Origin of the sequence: Mycolicibacter kumamotonensis (genome assembly GCF_002086285.1) — a bacterium.
Lineage (GTDB): Bacteria > Actinomycetota > Actinomycetes > Mycobacteriales > Mycobacteriaceae > Mycobacterium > Mycobacterium kumamotonense.
The window spans coordinates 98,574-114,402 of record NZ_MVHU01000010.1 but is presented as its reverse complement, the minus strand read 5'-3'; the positions used below and the strand labels follow the sequence as shown (position 1 = coordinate 114,402).

The 15,829-nt window shown below is 67.6% G+C and carries 16 protein-coding genes; 3 read left to right on the top strand and 13 right to left on the bottom strand.

Annotated elements, in window-relative coordinates:
• Nucleotides 1–6 precede the first annotated feature (6 nt).
• The 5 genes from BST28_RS09360 to BST28_RS09340 form a co-directional block, all read right to left on the bottom strand.
• Entirely contained in the window at nucleotides 7–1,227 is a 1,221-nt protein-coding gene (locus BST28_RS09360; RefSeq protein WP_019736488.1) for a cytochrome P450, read from the bottom strand.
• A gap of 21 nt (nucleotides 1,228–1,248) precedes the next feature.
• Entirely contained in the window at nucleotides 1,249–1,446 is a 198-nt protein-coding gene (locus tag BST28_RS09355) for a ferredoxin (RefSeq protein ID WP_019736489.1), read from the bottom strand.
• The gene (locus BST28_RS09350) at nucleotides 1,443–2,126 is read right to left on the bottom strand and encodes a TetR/AcrR family transcriptional regulator (protein ID WP_019736490.1); all 684 of its coding nucleotides are present in this window, start codon (nucleotides 2,124–2,126) and stop codon (nucleotides 1,443–1,445) included. Before BST28_RS09350 ends, BST28_RS09355 begins: the two co-directional genes overlap by 4 nt.
• 17 nt (nucleotides 2,127–2,143) lie before the next feature.
• Nucleotides 2,144–2,968, bottom strand: coding sequence for an SDR family NAD(P)-dependent oxidoreductase (locus tag BST28_RS09345; protein ID WP_019736491.1), 825 nt, complete (start codon nucleotides 2,966–2,968; stop codon nucleotides 2,144–2,146).
• A gap of 113 nt (nucleotides 2,969–3,081) precedes the next feature.
• Complete coding sequence (locus tag BST28_RS09340; RefSeq protein WP_083080761.1) at nucleotides 3,082–4,002, bottom strand: TIGR03619 family F420-dependent LLM class oxidoreductase; 921 nt, start codon at nucleotides 4,000–4,002, stop codon at nucleotides 3,082–3,084.
• A gap of 52 nt (nucleotides 4,003–4,054) precedes the next feature.
• Between BST28_RS09340 and BST28_RS09335 the strand changes: the two genes are divergently transcribed.
• From BST28_RS09335 to BST28_RS09325, 3 genes are read left to right on the top strand one after another with little or no spacing between them, the layout of a single operon-like run.
• Nucleotides 4,055–4,666, top strand: a complete 612-nt coding sequence (locus tag BST28_RS09335; protein WP_019736493.1) for a TetR/AcrR family transcriptional regulator — start codon at nucleotides 4,055–4,057, stop codon at nucleotides 4,664–4,666.
• 36 nt (nucleotides 4,667–4,702) lie between these two features.
• Nucleotides 4,703–6,187: an aldehyde dehydrogenase family protein gene (locus BST28_RS09330; protein ID WP_029249090.1), complete on the top strand. Its 1,485-nt coding sequence runs from the start codon at nucleotides 4,703–4,705 to the stop codon at nucleotides 6,185–6,187.
• Nucleotides 6,184–6,618, top strand: a complete 435-nt coding sequence (locus BST28_RS09325) for a nuclear transport factor 2 family protein (RefSeq protein ID WP_019736495.1) — start codon at nucleotides 6,184–6,186, stop codon at nucleotides 6,616–6,618. The genes BST28_RS09330 and BST28_RS09325 overlap by 4 nt, the downstream gene beginning before the upstream one ends.
• Nucleotides 6,619–6,800: 182 nt before the next feature.
• On the opposite strand, the gene BST28_RS09320 is transcribed toward BST28_RS09325, so the two are convergent.
• Genes BST28_RS09320 through BST28_RS09285 form a run of 8 tightly spaced genes read right to left on the bottom strand, consistent with a single transcriptional unit; the run spans nucleotide 6,801 to nucleotide 15,828 of the window.
• A complete protein-coding gene (locus BST28_RS09320; RefSeq protein ID WP_019736496.1) occupies nucleotides 6,801–7,625 on the bottom strand; it encodes an alpha/beta fold hydrolase in 825 nt (274 codons plus the stop codon).
• 11 nt (nucleotides 7,626–7,636) lie between these two features.
• Nucleotides 7,637–8,395, bottom strand: coding sequence for an alpha/beta fold hydrolase (locus tag BST28_RS09315; protein ID WP_019736497.1), 759 nt, complete (start codon nucleotides 8,393–8,395; stop codon nucleotides 7,637–7,639).
• Between the two features lie 20 nt (nucleotides 8,396–8,415).
• On the bottom strand, nucleotides 8,416–9,405 hold the full coding sequence (locus tag BST28_RS09310) for a cyclase family protein (RefSeq protein WP_019736498.1): 990 nt from the start codon (nucleotides 9,403–9,405) through the stop codon (nucleotides 8,416–8,418).
• On the bottom strand, nucleotides 9,393–10,223 hold the full coding sequence (locus tag BST28_RS09305) for a coniferyl-alcohol dehydrogenase (RefSeq protein ID WP_019736499.1): 831 nt from the start codon (nucleotides 10,221–10,223) through the stop codon (nucleotides 9,393–9,395). The genes BST28_RS09310 and BST28_RS09305 overlap by 13 nt, the downstream gene beginning before the upstream one ends.
• Entirely contained in the window at nucleotides 10,220–11,530 is a 1,311-nt protein-coding gene (locus tag BST28_RS09300; RefSeq protein WP_019736500.1) for an LLM class flavin-dependent oxidoreductase, read from the bottom strand. The genes BST28_RS09305 and BST28_RS09300 overlap by 4 nt, the downstream gene beginning before the upstream one ends.
• Entirely contained in the window at nucleotides 11,527–13,263 is a 1,737-nt protein-coding gene (locus tag BST28_RS09295) for an FAD-binding protein (protein WP_019736501.1), read from the bottom strand. The genes BST28_RS09300 and BST28_RS09295 overlap by 4 nt, the downstream gene beginning before the upstream one ends.
• Nucleotides 13,260–14,210: a 3-carboxyethylcatechol 2,3-dioxygenase gene (locus BST28_RS09290; protein WP_043336169.1), complete on the bottom strand. Its 951-nt coding sequence runs from the start codon at nucleotides 14,208–14,210 to the stop codon at nucleotides 13,260–13,262. The genes BST28_RS09295 and BST28_RS09290 overlap by 4 nt, the downstream gene beginning before the upstream one ends.
• A complete protein-coding gene (locus tag BST28_RS09285) occupies nucleotides 14,146–15,828 on the bottom strand; it encodes a bifunctional 3-(3-hydroxy-phenyl)propionate/3-hydroxycinnamic acid hydroxylase (RefSeq protein WP_019736503.1) in 1,683 nt (560 codons plus the stop codon). The genes BST28_RS09290 and BST28_RS09285 overlap by 65 nt, the downstream gene beginning before the upstream one ends.
• Nucleotide 15,829: the final 1 nt, after the last annotated feature.

Genomic DNA, 15,829 nt, shown 5'->3' with positions numbered 1-15,829 from the left:
GGCGGGTTACCAGGTGACCGGGAGCTCGTAAACGCCGTACGCGAGCCGGTCGTTCTTGAACGGGATCTCGTCAATGCCCACCGCCAGTCTCAGCGTGGGGATGCGCCGGAACAGGGTGCGGAAGGCGATCACCATTTCGGCGCGGGCCAACTGCTGTCCGACGCACTGGTGCGGACCGAATCCGAACGCCATATGCTGGCGGGCCGGCCGGAACAGGTCCAGCACCTCTGGCTCGGGGAACACCGACGCGTCCCAGTTGGCCGGGGCCAGGTCGATGATGATGCCCTCGCCGGCTCGGATCGTCTCACCGGCGATCTCGATATCCTCCAGGGCGACCCGACGCTGACCGGTGTGGATGATCGACAGGTAGCGCAGCAGCTCCTCGACGGCGTTGGCGATGGCGGCATCGTCGTCGCCGCGGAACACCGCGGTCTTCTCGTCGATCTTGTCGGGCTCGCCCAGCAGCGCCACGATTCCCAGGCCGATCATGTTGGCGGTGGTCTCATGGCCGGCGATGAGCATCCCGGTGCCCAGCTGGGTGGCCTCGCGGACCGACAGCTCCCCGTTCTGCACCCGCCGGCCCAGCGCGGAGACCATGTCGTCGGCCGGCTCGGCCATCCTGGTCTCCAACAGCCGGACCAGGTACTTGGACAGCTCGGTGGCCCCCTCGGCAAGGTCGTCCGAGGTGGCGTTGCGGTCCACGCCCATGATGGCGTGCTGCTGGAAGAACGCGTGGTCCTCATAGGGCACGCCGAGCAGCTCGCTGATCACCAGCGACGGAATCGGCAGCGCGAATCCCTCGATCAGATCGGCCGGTTGTGGGCCGGCCAGGATCGCATCGATATGTTCATCGGTGATCCGTTGCGCGACCGGGGCCAGCGCATCCACGCGTTTCATGGTCAAGGCCGGGGACAGGATCCGCCGGTAGCGGATGTGTTCGGCGCCATCGGTGGTGAACACCGACTTGGGACGGTGATCGACGCTGGCGCGCATCATCTCGTTCCAGTGCGGGAAGCCGGGCTGGTGATCGTCGACGCTGACCCGGGGATCGGAGAACAGCGCGCGCACCGCTTCGTATCCGGTGACCAGCCATGGGGTGCTGCCGTCCCAGATCCGCACCCTGCTCAGCGGTCGCTGCGCGGCCAACGCCATGGTTTCCGGCGGCGGGGCGAAGGGGCACCGGCCGTCCCTGCTCATCGGATACTCCGGCGTTGCGGTGGCCGCCATAGTGGATGCGTCGGTCACGCTTTACTCCTCAACGACTGTGATGGCTCGGGACGGACAGACGGCGGCCGCTTGGCGAACGGCTTCGGCGAGTTCTTCCGGGGGGTTCTCGTCGAGCACGACCACGACGCCGTCTTCGTCGCGCTGGTCGAAAACCCGGGGGGCCAGTCCGACGCACTGGCCCGAGGAGGCGCAGATGTTCTGGTCGGCGGTGACTTTCACGCCGCACCTCCGGTAACCGGGGCCCGCCACAATCCGACGATGGCGTCGATGAGGTTCGAGCTGGCTTGTTGCCAGTTGGTTCGCGCTTTGCCGCCAGCGGCCAACGTGCGTTCCCAGTCGGCGCAGGTGTGCATCAGCAGGTTGCGGGCCATCACGTTGCGGGCGGCCCGGACGTCGGCCGGCAGGTCCGGGAGGCAACGGCTGATCTCGTCGACCACCTTGACCAGCGACGGTGAACTCAGCGCATCCTTGACGACGATGTTGTGGTAGGCCGGATCTGCCATCACCTGTGCGGCGAATCGCGCGTACCAGGTCGGATTGCCCAGCGCGGCAAGGTGATCGGTCAGCGGTCGGACCAGACACGACACCCAGTCCCGCAATTCGGTGGAATCGGCCGCCGCAGCCACCATCTCTTCGCGCAGGCGCTCGACGGGCAAGCGGTGGCGGCGTTCGATCTCGCGCACGAGGTCGGTCTTGGTGCCGAAGTGGTAGCCGACCGCGGCGTTGTTGCCCTGGCCGGCGGCTTCGCTCACCTGGCGGTTGGACACCGCGAACACCCCATGTTCGGCGAACAGCCGTTCGGCGGCGGTCAAGATGGCTTCCCGGGTGGAGTTCGCCCGTTCGGCCCGCACAGCCCTATCAGCGGTGGTCACCGGGTCAGTCAACCGCGAGGCGGCCATTAAGTCAAGCGATTGATTTAATTCGGCTCGGCCGGCTTCGCGCGGCGGCGAATCGCCTTACCGGCGACCGTCCCACCGTCGACCGGCAGCACGACGCCGGTGACATAGCGGGATCGTTCACCAGCGAGATACAGCGCGGCCTCGGCGACATCGTCGGCGGTGCCTTCGCGCTTCAGCGGCCGATCGGCGCGCATCGTCTCGCGGATCGCCGCTTCATAGCGCGCGACGGCCTCGGAGTCCAGATTCGCCGCAGCCGACGACGCCACGAACGGTGTCGGGATGTTGCCGGGGGCGATGGCATTGACCCGGATGTCATAGTGCGCCAATTCGATTGCGGCAGACTTGGTGAACTGGATGACCGCGGCCTTGGAGGCGCGATAGGTCATCACCCCGCCGCCGGCCTGGATGCCGCCGATCGAGGTCAAGTTGATGATCGCCCCGCCGCCGGCTTTGGACATCTGCCGGGCGGCATCGCGGGTACCGGCCATCACGCCGAGCACGTTGACCGCCATGATGCGATGGAAATCGGCCAGGTCGTCGTCGAGGAAGCGGTTGTGCATGGTTCCCGAGACACCGGCGTTGTTGACCATGATGTCCAGCCCGCCGAACGTTTCGACGGCGAACTCGACCAGCGCGCCGGCCTGTTGCGGGTCGGCGACATCGGCGGCCCGGAACGTCGCCTCGGCACCGAGCTCCGCCGCGAGCGCCTCGCCGCGCTCGGGATCCAGATCGGCGATGACCACTCGTGCCCCCTCGGCGAGAAAACGTTCCGCGATGCCGCGGCCGAGACCCGATGCTCCCCCGGTGACGATCGCCGTCTTGCCCGCCAGCTCGTTGCCCATCGACCACCCTCCGCCCGGAACATCACAGCGGTTCGACTCAACCCGCTTCAGCTCGCTCAGTCAAGCGACTGAATTAATTCGGGACTCGCCTAACGGTTTGAGCGCTGGCGCCATCACCGGACGTTCGGTTTGATCTCCTCGATCACCCACTGGGCATAGTCGAGGTATTCGTCGACGCCGCGCACCGCCGGCAGCGGTACCGAACTCACCGTGACCCCCTGCTCGCCCAGCCAACTCAGCCGGTCGATGATCTCCTGGCCGCTCATGCCGGAGCGGGCGTGCGGGTCGTGGCGGCGGACGTGGCCTTCGCCGACGCGCGTGGTCGCCATTCCGTGCACCACGTCGAAGGCGCGCCCGTCGTACTCCGGCTGGGATTTGATGAAGTCCACCCGCTCGGCGATCTGCTCCGGCGGCGTCAGGAAACTCCACCACCCCGAGGCGAACTTGGCGGCCCGGCGCAACGCCGCATCGGCGTCGCCGCCGATCCAAATCGGAAGATGGGGCCGCTGCACCGGTTTCGGCTCGAACGCCACGTCGCTGAAGGAGACGTAGCGACCCTCGAACCGCGGCGACTCGCAGGTCCACAGCTCGATGATCGCCGCCAGATACTCATCGGCGATTCGTCCGCGCTCACCGAATGGCACGCCGAGTACCTCGAATTCGCGTTGGAGCCATCCCACCCCGAACGTCACCATCATCCGGCCGCCGCTGAGCCAGTCGGCGGTTGCGAGTGCTTTGGCGAGCACGATCGGCTGGTGCAGCGGCAGCACCGTGACGCAGGAGTTGAGCATGATCCGCTCGGTGGCACCGGCCAGGTAGGCCTGGGCGATCGTCGACTGGAAGTAGTGCGGCCCGGAGAGCTCGACGTGCTCGGCCGGGATGACGATGTGCTCGGGGACCGCGATCATGTCGTAGCCCAACTCATCGGCGCGCTTGGCCATCCGGGTCTGCTCGGCTCCGGTGACCCCGGCCTCCCAGGGCTGCATCATCGCTTTCAACCGCAGCATGTGGGGCAGGCCGAACACCAGCTTCATTCGCGCGACTCTACAACAGTAGAGAAGGCTGCAGACTAGACTCGGTCGAACCATGCGACGAAAGCCCAATCCAGATCAGCGCCGGCGGGAACTCTGCGACGCCGCCATCCGGCTGCTTGCCGATGACGGCGTGAAAGGGGTCAGCCATCTCAAGGTCGACCGCAAGGCCGGTGTTCCGGACGGGACCACCTCGTTCTACTTCCGCACCCGGTCAGCACTGCTGCAGGCGGTCGCGGTCAGGGTTTCCGAGCTGGACCTCAAAGACCTGACCGCGGCGACCCGGTCCCAGCCGTCCGCCGACACCGGCGAACCGTCCGGGTTGGCCACCCTGGTGATGCGCTCGACAACCGGTGTGCGGCTGATCCGCACCAAGGCCCGCCATGAACTCGCGCTGCAGGCCGTGCGTGATCCCTTGCTCGACGAGGCATTCCGCAGCTATGGCGACCAGTTCCACGCTCTGATCCGCGACGTGGTGCTGCGATTGCAGCCCGGCGAGCCGGACGACGCACTGGCCGACCGGCAGGCCTATGTCGTGATGATGTTCATCAGTGGCGTGCTGCAGGCGTTCGCCAGCGGGGATCGCAGGATCGGCAGCGCCGAGGAACTGGACGGGCTCATCTCGGGCATTGTCGCCGGAATCGGCTCTTCCTTCTCTCTACATTAATAGAGTAGCGTTACCCGGCATACGGAAGGATCTGCTATGACTGCGGTGCAAGGAGATTCGGGGGTGCTGGCCGGCGAGTCCCGCATGCTGGTCGACGGCGAGCTCGCCGGAACCAGCAGCGGAGCGACGTTCGACGTCGTGCATCCGGCCAGCGAAGAGGTGGTCGGAACCGCCGCCGACGGCACGGTCGACGACATGGCGCGCGCAGTCGGCGCGGCCCGGCGCGCGTTCGACACCAGCGACTGGTCCCGCGATGTGGAGTTCCGCCACCACTGCCTGATGCAGCTGCACGCCGCACTCGAGGACGAGAAGGAGCGGCTGCGCCGCATCCTGATCACCGAGGTGGGCTGCCCGGTCACCGTCACCGGCAGCCAGATCGAGAGTCCGATCGCCGAGGTGAAACACTGGGCCGATCACGCCCGCGCCTTCGACTACCTGGTGGACACCGGGCTGCACGACACCCCGCTGGGCCCGGCGCGCCGCAAGCTGCACTACGAGCCGCTCGGCGTGGTCGGCGCGATCACCCCGTGGAATGTGCCGCTGTATCTCAACATCGCCGAGACCGTGCCGGCGTTGATGGCCGGTAACACCGTCGTGCTCAAGCCGGCCCAGCTCACCCCGTGGTCGGGCAGCGAATTGGGCCGGATCGTGGCCGAACGTACCGATATTCCCGCCGGGGTGTTCAACGTCGTCACCTCGAACGCCAACGAAGTCGGTGCGGCGTTGTCGGCGGATCCCCGCGTCGACATGATCACCTTCACCGGTTCCACCGCGACCGGCCGGGCCATCCTGGCCGCGAGCGCACCGACGGTGAAGAAGACGCTGTTGGAGCTCGGCGGTAAATCCGCACACATCGTGCTCGACGACGCCGACTTCAATTCGGCGCTGCCGATGGCCGCGATGATGGCTTGTGTGATGTCGGGCCAGAGCTGTGTCCTGCCGTCGCGGATCCTGTTGCCCCGCAGCCGCTATGAGGAGGGCCTGGCGGTGCTGAAGGCGTCGATGGAGAACTTCCCGATGGGCGACCCGTGGACGCCCGGCAATATGCAGGGCCCACAGATCAGCCAGACGCAGCGGCGCAAGGTGCTGGGGCTGATCGCCTCCGGCCTGGATTCGGGCGCACGGCTGGTCACCGGCGGCGGCGTCCCGGAGCAGCTGCCCACCGGTTACTACGTGCAGCCGACCCTGCTGGCCGACGTCGATCCGGACAGCAAGATCGCGCAGGAGGAGATCTTCGGCCCGGTACTGACCGTCACGCCGTATGACACCGACGACGACGCGGTCGCGATCGCCAACAACTCGATCTACGGGCTCTCCGGTGAGGTCAGCAGCGCCGACGTGGACCGGGCGATGGCGGTGGCGACCCGGATGCGCACCGGCAACGTCAGCATCAACGGCAAGAGCCACTTCGGTATCGACAGCCCGTTCGGCGGCACCAAGCAGAGCGGCCTGGGATACCGCAACGGCACAGTCGGTTTCACCGAATACCTGCACATCAAGACCATCGGGATGCCGGCATGACGGTGCCGATCGAGGATCAGCTGGAGATCTCCGCGCTGCTGTATCGCTACGCCCGCGCCGTCGACACCAAGGACTGGGCGCTGTACCGGTCGGTGTTCACCGACGATGCCCTGATCGACTACACCTCGGCCGGCGCCATCTGCGGCACCCGCGACGAAGTGACCGATTGGTTGGCCGTCGGCTTTACCGCGATCCCGATGTCGATGCACTACATCACCAACATCGAGATCCTGGAACACGCCGGTGATTCGGCGACCGTGCGGGCCATGTTCTACAACCCGATGCAGCTGCCGAGCATGGCCGACTTGAGCTGCTGCGGCGGCTATTACCACCACGAGCTGGTGCGCACGGCCGAGGGCTGGCGTAGCCGCAACCTGCGCGAGGAGAACGTCTGGTTCACCAATCCGCCGGGCCGCCAAGCCGTCGGTTGACCAACGGCGCTGAATACCCGACCACCCAAGCGACCCCCACCTGCGGTCGAGCCCTGCCCCGGCCCCACCGGCGAACTCACCGAACACCACCGAACACCAACTAAGTGCAATGTTTCGATCGCATTGCCTGCGACAATCGGATCGAGCAAATCTACGGTCCGGCACGCACCGACGGGGGCCGGTCAACCGGCTAGGAAGTCCAGCAGTAATCCGTTGACCTGCTCGGCCTGCTCGATCTGCGGGCAGTGCCCGGCGTCGTCGACGACGACCGCCCGGCCACCCGGAATCCGGTCGGCGATCTGTTTCGCCCAGCCCCGCGGTAGCAGCTTGTCGCAGCCGCCCTCGATCACCAGCGCCGGCACCGAAATCCGGTCGTAGCGCCGGTCGCTCGACGCGGGCGGGGGCGGCTCGGCGCCAGGCCGGCGAAACCTCGCTGCGGCAACCGCCTCCCAGGCGCCGGGCGCGGTGCTGCAGGCATACCGGCGCTGCACATAGTCCTCGTCGGCGGGATAGGCCGGGTCGTGGAACAGCGCCTCGACGATGCGGCGCATCGCGGCCGGCGTGGCGTCATAGTCGTAGAGCGCGGCCATGTGCTGGTTCTGCTGGATCTCGCCGCCGCCGCAGATGGCGACCAGTCGGCGCACCGGCAACAGCGGCGCCGCCGAAGTGGTGTCGACCAGCAGCATGATCGCACCCATGGAATTGCCCACGAAGTCCGCCGATTCGACGCCGAGGGTGGCGCAGAACCGCGCGACGTGGCGGATCCGCATACCTCGGCCGTCGTTGAAGTCGATGACCTTGGCCGACTCCCCGAATCCGAGCAGGTCCGGCGCGAGCACCCGATAGCGCTGCGCCAGTGCGGTGATATTGCGTTCCCAACCGATTTCGGCGCCGGCGCCGAACTCTCCGCCGTGCAGCAGGACCACGGCAGGCCGAGCCGGATCGCCGGCTTCGAGGTAGGAGGTGCTCAGCCCGTCCACCAGGACGGTCTTGCGCGCGACCAGCAACGTCGGCTCCTTTAGTTCGGGATCAGCGGGCCGATCGGGCGGGTGGTGGTGGCGTGCACCAGCAGCTCGGCCAGTTCGGCGGGTCGGCTCAGAAACGGCGAGTGTGACGCGTCGATGGTCAGCGGTTCCACACCGAGCCGCCGGCAGACCAGGTCGGCCAGCCAGCGCGGATAGGCGCGGTCCTGTTCGCAGCGGATGAAGCTGCGGCCGATGTCGGCCGCCCAGAAGTTGCGCACCGACACCGGCGCCACCGTGGTGTCGCCGAACCGTTCCGGCCCCAGCCGTTCGAAGGCCCACCGCACGGTGTCGTCATCGCAGTCGTGGTAGAAGTACTGCCGGGCACCGTCGATGTTCGCGAAGGTCATCGCGCCGTCGTCGGCGAAGTGCAGATGCGACAGCATGTCAGCGGCGGCGGTGTCGAAGAACTCGGCTCCCTCGCTGCCCATCGTCATCGCATCGGTGTAGCTGTGCCCCTCCCGGGGCAGGGCCGCCGCCAGGTAGACGATGTGGCTCGCCAGCTCCGGTGCGCTGTCGGCGCCCAGCGTCGCATCGAAACCACCGCCGGAGTGGCCCACCAGGACGTCGCCGTGCTGCAGCACCGCCGCCACCGCCTCCCTCCGGTTGGCCAGGGTCGATTCCTCGTCGAGCCGGGCGCCATGACCGGGGAGGTCGATCGCGATGCCGGTATGGCCGATCCTCTCCAGCTCGGCGACGGTCCGGCTCCAGCACCAACCGGCGTGAAACCCACCGTGGACAAATACGAATCGCATGATGAGCTCCTCGCCCGTGGCTACTTGATCGCGATCGGGTTCACCGGCGACCCCACCCCACCGGTCACCCGCAACGGTGGCGCCACCAATTGGAATTCGTAGACCCCGTCGGCGGCGCAATCGGCGGCCAGTGCGCCCAGATCCCAGTACTCCCCCAGCATCATTCCCATGTCCCGCAGGCACAGCATGTGCAGCGGCAGGAAGGTGCCCTCGACGCCGGACACCGGGTTCTCGACCATGAGGTTGTCGGCGGCCACCGCGGCGACGTCATGGGAGTGCAGCCACACCGCACACCGCCAATCCAGCCCGGCGCCCGGTTCAGCGCCGTCACCGGTTTGGGTAAACCGTGTCCACCACCCGGTTCGGACCAACACGATGTCGCCGGGGCCGACCGTGACCTGCTGGGCGCGTGCCACCTCGTCGAGCTCGTCGGGGGTGATCGGGGTGCCCAGCGGCAGGAAGGTGTCCACACCGCGGTGGGCGACCACGTCCAGCAGCACCCCGCGAGAGGCGATGCCCTTGCCGTCGACTTTGTCGATACCGCAGTGATAGGCGCCCAGGCTGGTCACCGAACTCGCCGGGAAGCCGTTGTAGAGCTTTTCGTCGTAGTAGACGTGCGACAGCGCGTCCCACTGGGTCGCCGCCTGCAGCGGCATGACGATCATGTCGTCGTTGAAGCGGAACGGGTTGTCAGTGAAGAATTCGCTCAACTGCTGCGCCACCACGTTGCGGTGCCAGTCCGGGCCGTAGCGCGCCAGCGTGCTCACATCGCCGCCATCGACGGTCATCACGTGAATCGGATTGTGCCGGAACTGGAAGGCGCCCTGCGGGCCCGACGAGCCGAAGTCCACCCCAAGCGGGAAGACTTTGCCGTGCCGCACCAGCGCGGCGGCCTCGGCGACCTTCTCCGGCGTGATCAGGTTCAGCGTGCCCAGCTCGTCGTCGTCGCCCCAGCGCCCCCAGTTGCGCACCGCCTCGCCGACGCGGCGGAACTCGGTCAGGCCGGCCACGGACACCCTCCGTTCGCAAACATGGCGGCCGTTCGGCCGGCGAGGTTACCGCCGTCGACCCAGAGCACCTGACCGGTGACGTAGCCGGCTGCCGAGCTGTTGAGAAACACCAGCGGTGCGGCCTGTTCGCCCGGGCTGGCCACCCGCCCCAGCGGTTTGGGAATCTCATCGAGATAGCCCTGACCGTAGCTGCTGCGCAATTGGTCGAGGATCGGTGTTTCGGTGACTCCCGGTGCGGTGCAGTTGATCCGGATACCGCGACTCGCCAGCCGATCGGCGGTGAGCATGACGTAGAGGATCACCGCCTCCTTCGAGAGCCGGTAGCCGCCGTCGGCGAGCGCGTCGGGATGCGCCCGGCACCACTGCAATCCGCCAGCCACGCCTGCGGAGTTCAACAGGCCGGCCGTAGTCTGGGCATTCTCCCGGTAGGCTGCGGCCGCCAGCGACGAGACGTTGGCGATGCCCGATCCTGCCGGCATCGCCGGCAACAGTGCCTCGGTGAGGTGGCGCATGCCGAGGAAGTTGATGGCCACCACGCGTTGCGGATCCCCGATGCCCGACGACACGCCGGCGACGTTGAACAGCGCATCGACGGGCGCCCGAATAGCCTCGACTGCCTGGTCGATCGATGACGGATCAGCCAGATCCAGCGGGTGGAACTCGTCGACGTGCACCGCGGGCTCGGTCTGGTCCAGGCCGGTAACGGTCGCCCCGAGCTCACCGAGCTGTCGCACCAGCTCGGCACCGATTCCCGACGCGCAGCCGGTGACCACGGCCCGTCGACCGTCGTAGCGCCACAGCCCGGGGGATGCGGTCATTGCTGACCGCGGTTCCGCTCTTCCTTCGCGCGCTGCGCGGCCTGGACCCGACCCTCATTGATTTCGGCCATGGCCTCGGGGATCTCGGTGGCGGTGAACTTGTCGCGGCCGGTCGGCAGACCACCGAACGAGTAACCCTCATCGAACTCGGGTGCGGTGGATTTCGGCCGCCGGGCCTCCAGCTTCTCCAGCACCGGCGCAAGCCTCTTGGCCTTGTCGGCCACCGCCTTCTCGTCGCGTTCGATGAACTCCGGCAAGACCTGCCTACCCATCAGTTCGATGGCCTCCATGGTCGCTTCGTGGCTGCGCGGATTCAGCAGCAGGATAATCTCGTCGACGCCGCTCTCCTCGTAGCCGCGCAGGAATTCCCGCACCATCTCCGGAGTACCGATCGCGCCGCGGCCGGGGCCGTAAGCCAGCGTCGGGTCCTTCTCGACTTCGTCTAGGTAGCGTTCCCACACCCCGGTCCGGCCGGGCGTGTGCTGACCGGTCATGTAGTAGTGCATGATCCCGAACGAGAAGAAGCCGCCGCCCTTCCCGAGCCGGTCGAGGGCCTGTGCTTCGGTGGGAGCCACCATCATCGACAGGTCACCGCCGATCGCCAGGATGTTGGGGTTCACCTGCGGGGTGACCGGGACACCGTTCTCTTCGAGTTCTTTGTAGTAGCCATTGACCCGCTCGGCCAGCGGGCCGGGCCCGGTGTAGGCGAAACTCAGGGCGCCGATGCACTTCTCGGCGGCCATCTGGATCGATGCCGGCCGGGTGCACGCCACCCAGACCGGCGGGTGCGGCCGCTGCAGCGGTTTGGGGACGACATTGCGGGCCGGCATCTGCACGTGTTCGCCGCGAAATCCGGTGAACGGCTCCTCCGTCATGCAGCGGATCGACACCTCGAGGGCTTCCTCCCATTGGGAGCGTTTGTCGGCGGGGTCGATGCCGAAGCCGCCGAGCTCGCCGACCGAGGACGACTCACCGGTGCCGAACTCGACGCGCCCGTTGGAGAGCAGATCCAGGGTGGCGACGCGCTCGGCCACCCGCGCCGGGTGGTTCACCACCGGCGGCAGGTGCATGATGCCGAAACCGAGTCGGATGTCCTTGGTCCGCTGACTGGCGGCGGCCAGGAAGATCTCCGGCGCAGTGGAGTGGCAGTACTCCTCGAGGAAATGATGCTCGGTCAGCCACACCGTCGAGAACCCGGCCTTGTCGGCCGCCTCCACCTCGTCGAGGCCGTCCTGGAACAGCACATGCTCGTCGTCATCGGACCACGGACGCGGCAGCGCGAATTCGTAGAACAGTGAGATCTTCACGGGTTACCTCCTGATTGGTTGGGAGTCTGCGCGCCGAGCGTTCGACGACTGTCTGAAATATGTTGGACTGCCACATAACCGAAGGTCATCGCCGGGCCGATAGTGGCTCCGGCTCCGGCGTAGCTGCGGCCCATCACCGGCGACGCGGTGTTGCCCACCGCGTAGAGGCCCTCGATCACCGAGTCGTCGGCACGCAGCACCCGGGCGTGCTCATCGGTGCGCAGGCCACCGGAGGTACCGAGGTCGCCGAGGATGATCTGGAACGCGTAGTAGGGCGGCTTGCCCAGCGGATACAGGTTGGGGTTGGGCAGGGTGGGATCGCCGTAGTAGTTGTCATAGACGCTGTCGCCGCGGTTGAAGTCGTCGTCGTGGCCGGCTTCCGCGAACTCGTTGAACCGTTCCGCGGTGCGCCGCAGCCGCTCGGGTGGCACCCCGATCGCAGTGGCCAGCTCCTCGAAGGTGTTCGCCGCCTTGACCACACCGGAGTCCAGCCAGGACTGCGGCACCCGGCGCCCGGTCGGCACCGGCGCGCCGGGCACCTTCGGGATCGGCAGGTGCCCGGCCACCACATAGCGGTGGAAGGATCGTTGGTCGGTGATCAGCCAGCACGGGATGTGGGTGGTGCCGGATTGCTGGCCGGCGATCATGGCGTGCGCGAAGTCCATGTAGGGCGCCGCCTCGTTGATGAACCGCTCCCCGTTGCCGTTGACGATGAACTGCGACGGCATCATGCGTTCGTTGAGCATGAACTGCAGGCGGCCGTCGGGCCAGCACAGCGCGGGGAACCACCACGCCTCGTCGAGCAGCTCGGTGGCGGCTCCGACACGCTCGCCGGCGCGGATGCCGTCACCGGTAGCCAGCGGGTTGCCGAAGCTCCAATCATGTTCCAGCACCGGTTGATACTGCTTGCGCCAGGCCATGTCATGGTCGAACCCGCCGCTGGCCAGGATGACACCGTGACGGGCGGTGATGCGCTGTGATGCCCTGTGGCGTTGCACCACGGCCCCGGTGACCGCACCCGAGCCGTCGGTGACGAGTTCGGTCATCGGGGTGTCGAGCCACAGTGGGATGTCGCGTTCGAGCATGGCCAGCCGCAGCCGCGCCGCCAGTGATTGGCCGATGGCGGCCATCCGGTCCCCGAACACCCTGGCGCGGAACATCCGCCACAACAGTTTGACCAGCACGCCTTTGCCGCGCCACGACTGGCGCACCTGGTAGAAGAGCCGGAGGTCCTTGGGCCCCAGCCAGATTCCTTTGGGCGCCAACGCCAGCGGGGCCAGCAGGTGCTGCTCCTCGTCGCCGAGTTTGCGCAGGTCGATGGCCGGGACGTTGATGGTGCTACCCAGCTCCGACCCGCCCGGAAGTTCCGGGTAGTAGTCGGCGTAGCCGGGTTTCCAGACGAATTCGAACCAGTTACTGGTCTGCTCCAGGAACTCCATCATCCGCGGTGCGGCATCGACGTATTGACGCAAGCGCGCCTCATCGACCAGGCCGTCGGTGATGGCGCGCAGGTAGGTGACGACACCCTCGGGGTCCGGGGCGTAGCCCTCGCGGCGCTGCGCCGGCGCACCGGGCACCCAGATACCGCCGCCGGACAAGGCGGTTGATCCGCCGAAGTACGCCGACTTCTCCACCACCAGGGTGTCCAGCCCGCGGGCGTCGGCGGCCAGCGCTGCGGTCATACCGCCGCCGCCGGATCCGATCACCAGCACGTCGACGAGGTGATCGGTCATCGGCTGACCCCCGCAGGTATTGCGGTGCGGATGGCGAAGCCCGCGATCAGCTCCGGGGCCGGGCGGTAGTAACGGTCGACCGTGCGGTAGCCGCCCTGGGCCGCCAAGGCGGCGAACGCTGCTGTCCAGGTTCGGATTTCGTGCGCCGAGCCCCCGCCCGATTCGGTGATGAACGAGTTCGACCAGCCGCAGAGGTCATCGAGCCGGCCGCTGTCCAGGATCGACAGGAACCGTTGGTCGAAGTCCGGGTTCAGCGGGGCCAGCTCGTTCACGCCGGCCGCGAAGTCGCGCGCCGCCGCGATGACCGTGTCCTGGCGGGCCTGCCGCTGCTCGGCGCTCATCGCAGTGCCGTGCACAAGCCGGTCTCGGATCGCCGGCGGCGCAGTCGCCAGCGTGGGGATCGGCGGATCATGCGACAGCCCACCGGATCCCAACACCAGCACCCGCAGATCCAGGCTGGCCAGGAATTCACCGACCGCGGTCCCCAGGGCGCGGGCACGGCGGATCGGCCCCAGCGGGGCGGCGACGGCGTTGATGAAGATCGGGATTACCGGGCATGCGGTGGCATCACCGAACAGCCGCTCCAGTGGCTGCACCATGGCGTGATCGACCTCCATACCGGCCGACACGGCCACGTCCACGCCGCGGTCCAGCACCGCCGCTGCGCAGTCGGCGGAAAGATCGGCGGCGACGTTCAGCGGGCCGGAATACGTGCCGTAGTCCCCGACCCCCCGCGCGGAGGTGCCGATGCAGAACGGCGGCATCAGCCGCAGGAAGAAGCCGTTGTAGTGGTCCGGCGCGAACACCACCGTCAGCTGGGGGTCGAAGCCGGCGACGAACGCCGCGGCCTGAGCGATCGCGGCCTCGACGTCGTCCATCAACTCAGGGGGCGGTCCCGGCAGATTCAGCAGCGGGCTGTGGGACATGCAGCACAGGGCCAGTGCCATCGCGGTGATCACCCCCTTCCGCGATGAGACCCAGAACGTCGAAGAGCCGGGCACTGACCTCCGCTGCGCGCTGGGCGATGCACGCCGCGGCGATGCAGCGGTCTGGGCGCAGGAACAGCACCGACTCGCTGTGTCGGTCGAACCAGGACTTCAGCTCCCCGGTGCGGTCACCGACGATGGTGACCTCGGGGTCGTCTTCGCTGCCGGGCGGGGTCCAGTGCAGCTGGGTCGATGGCCGAACGGCGATGAAGCTGGCGCCCAGCGCTTTCCACCGCCCGAAGGCGGCTTCCCCGAGCAGGACCCGGGGGTTGTTGTTCCAGGCCAGCACGGCGAATCCGGTGCCGATCACGTCGTCGAGGAGCAGCTCGGTCCCGGTGCGGGTGTCGACGCGGGGCTGAATGAACAGCGTTCCCACCGGCGAGTCCGGCCGGCGGGGCTGGTCGTGGACAACCGCGCCGTGGTCGTAGCGCGGCATCGGCTTGAACCGCATTTCCAGCACGTAGCGCTTGAGCGTGGGCACCGCCGAGGCGGCACGGATCGCCCGGTCGCGCATGGCGGCGACGCGGCGATTGGTCGGGGAGATCACCCGGCCCACCATCGTGGACAGGTCGATCATGGCTCGGGCATGCTTGCGCCGTTCGCTGTCATAGCTGTCCAGCAAACTCGGCTGCGCCTGCCCGCCGACCACGGCGGCGAGCTTCCACCCGAGGTTCATCGCATCGCGGATCCCACTGTTGTAGCCCTGCCCCTGCCAGACCGGCATCAGATGTGCGGCGTCGCCGGCCAGCAGCAGCCGGCCGCGGCGAAATGCGCCGGCGATCCGGGAATGGTGGGTGTAGACCCGGTGCCGGATCACATCGACGTCGTGCGGATGCGGCACGAAGGGGGCCAGCATCGCCGCGACGAATTCCGGGTCTTCGGCCTGCTCGTCGGTTTCGTCGGCGTGGATCATGAACTCGAAGCGCCGGATCCCGTGTGCGATCGAGATGGAGGCGTACGGGCGCGCCGGGTCGGCTCCGACCTCGCTGTTGGGGTGCCCGAGCGGATCGTTGGCGACATCGACGACCAGCCAACGGGTCGAGGACGTGGTGCCCTCGAAGGACACGCCCATCAACCGGCGGGTGGCGCTGCGTCCCCCGTCGCACCCGACCAGATAGCGCGCATTCACCTCAGCACTGCCCAGCTGCACCGTGACGCCGTCCGGTTTCTCAGTGCACCCGGTCATCGGACGCCCCCACAGCACCCGAACATGGTCGAAGCGCTCCAGGCCGCGCAGCAGTTCGGCGTCGACCAGCGGTTGCACGAAGCCGTTGCGCTTGGGCCAGCCGAAACAGGCGTCGGCGGGTGCCATCTCGGCCAGCAACCGTCGCCTGCCGTCGAAGAACCGCAGGATCTGATTCGGAACCGTATGCGGCAGAACGGCATCGATCAGGCCGATCGCCTGGAATGTACGCAATGACTCGTCGTCGAGCCCGACCCCCCGGGGATAGTCGATGAGTGTGTCGCGTTCCTCGATGACCAGGGTGCGGATCCCTTGCAGCCCGAGGATATTGGCCAGGGTCAGGCCGACCGGACCGGCCCCGACCACGACGACGTCGACATCATTGAGCGCAGTCACC

Excerpts from the sequence above, each read along its gene's own strand:
- BST28_RS09340 (WP_083080761.1), bottom strand. The coding sequence starts at position 4,002 with ATGAAGCTGGTGTTCGGCCTGCCCCACATGCTGCGGTTGAAAGCGATG.
- BST28_RS09360 (WP_019736488.1), bottom strand. The coding sequence starts at position 1,227 with ATGGCGGCCACCGCAACGCCGGAGTATCCGATGAGCAGGGACGGCCGG.
- BST28_RS09290 (WP_043336169.1), bottom strand. The coding sequence starts at position 14,210 with ATGGCACTGGCCCTGTGCTGCATGTCCCACAGCCCGCTGCTGAATCTG.
- BST28_RS09335 (WP_019736493.1), top strand. The coding sequence starts at position 4,055 with ATGCGACGAAAGCCCAATCCAGATCAGCGCCGGCGGGAACTCTGCGAC.
- BST28_RS09295 (WP_019736501.1), bottom strand. The coding sequence starts at position 13,263 with ATGACCGATCACCTCGTCGACGTGCTGGTGATCGGATCCGGCGGCGGC.
- BST28_RS09330 (WP_029249090.1), top strand. The coding sequence starts at position 4,703 with ATGACTGCGGTGCAAGGAGATTCGGGGGTGCTGGCCGGCGAGTCCCGC.
- BST28_RS09345 (WP_019736491.1), bottom strand. The coding sequence starts at position 2,968 with ATGGGCAACGAGCTGGCGGGCAAGACGGCGATCGTCACCGGGGGAGCA.
- BST28_RS09305 (WP_019736499.1), bottom strand. The coding sequence starts at position 10,223 with ATGACCGCATCCCCCGGGCTGTGGCGCTACGACGGTCGACGGGCCGTG.
- BST28_RS09315 (WP_019736497.1), bottom strand. The coding sequence starts at position 8,395 with ATGCGATTCGTATTTGTCCACGGTGGGTTTCACGCCGGTTGGTGCTGG.
- BST28_RS09350 (WP_019736490.1), bottom strand. The coding sequence starts at position 2,126 with ATGGCCGCCTCGCGGTTGACTGACCCGGTGACCACCGCTGATAGGGCT.
- BST28_RS09325 (WP_019736495.1), top strand. The coding sequence starts at position 6,184 with ATGACGGTGCCGATCGAGGATCAGCTGGAGATCTCCGCGCTGCTGTAT.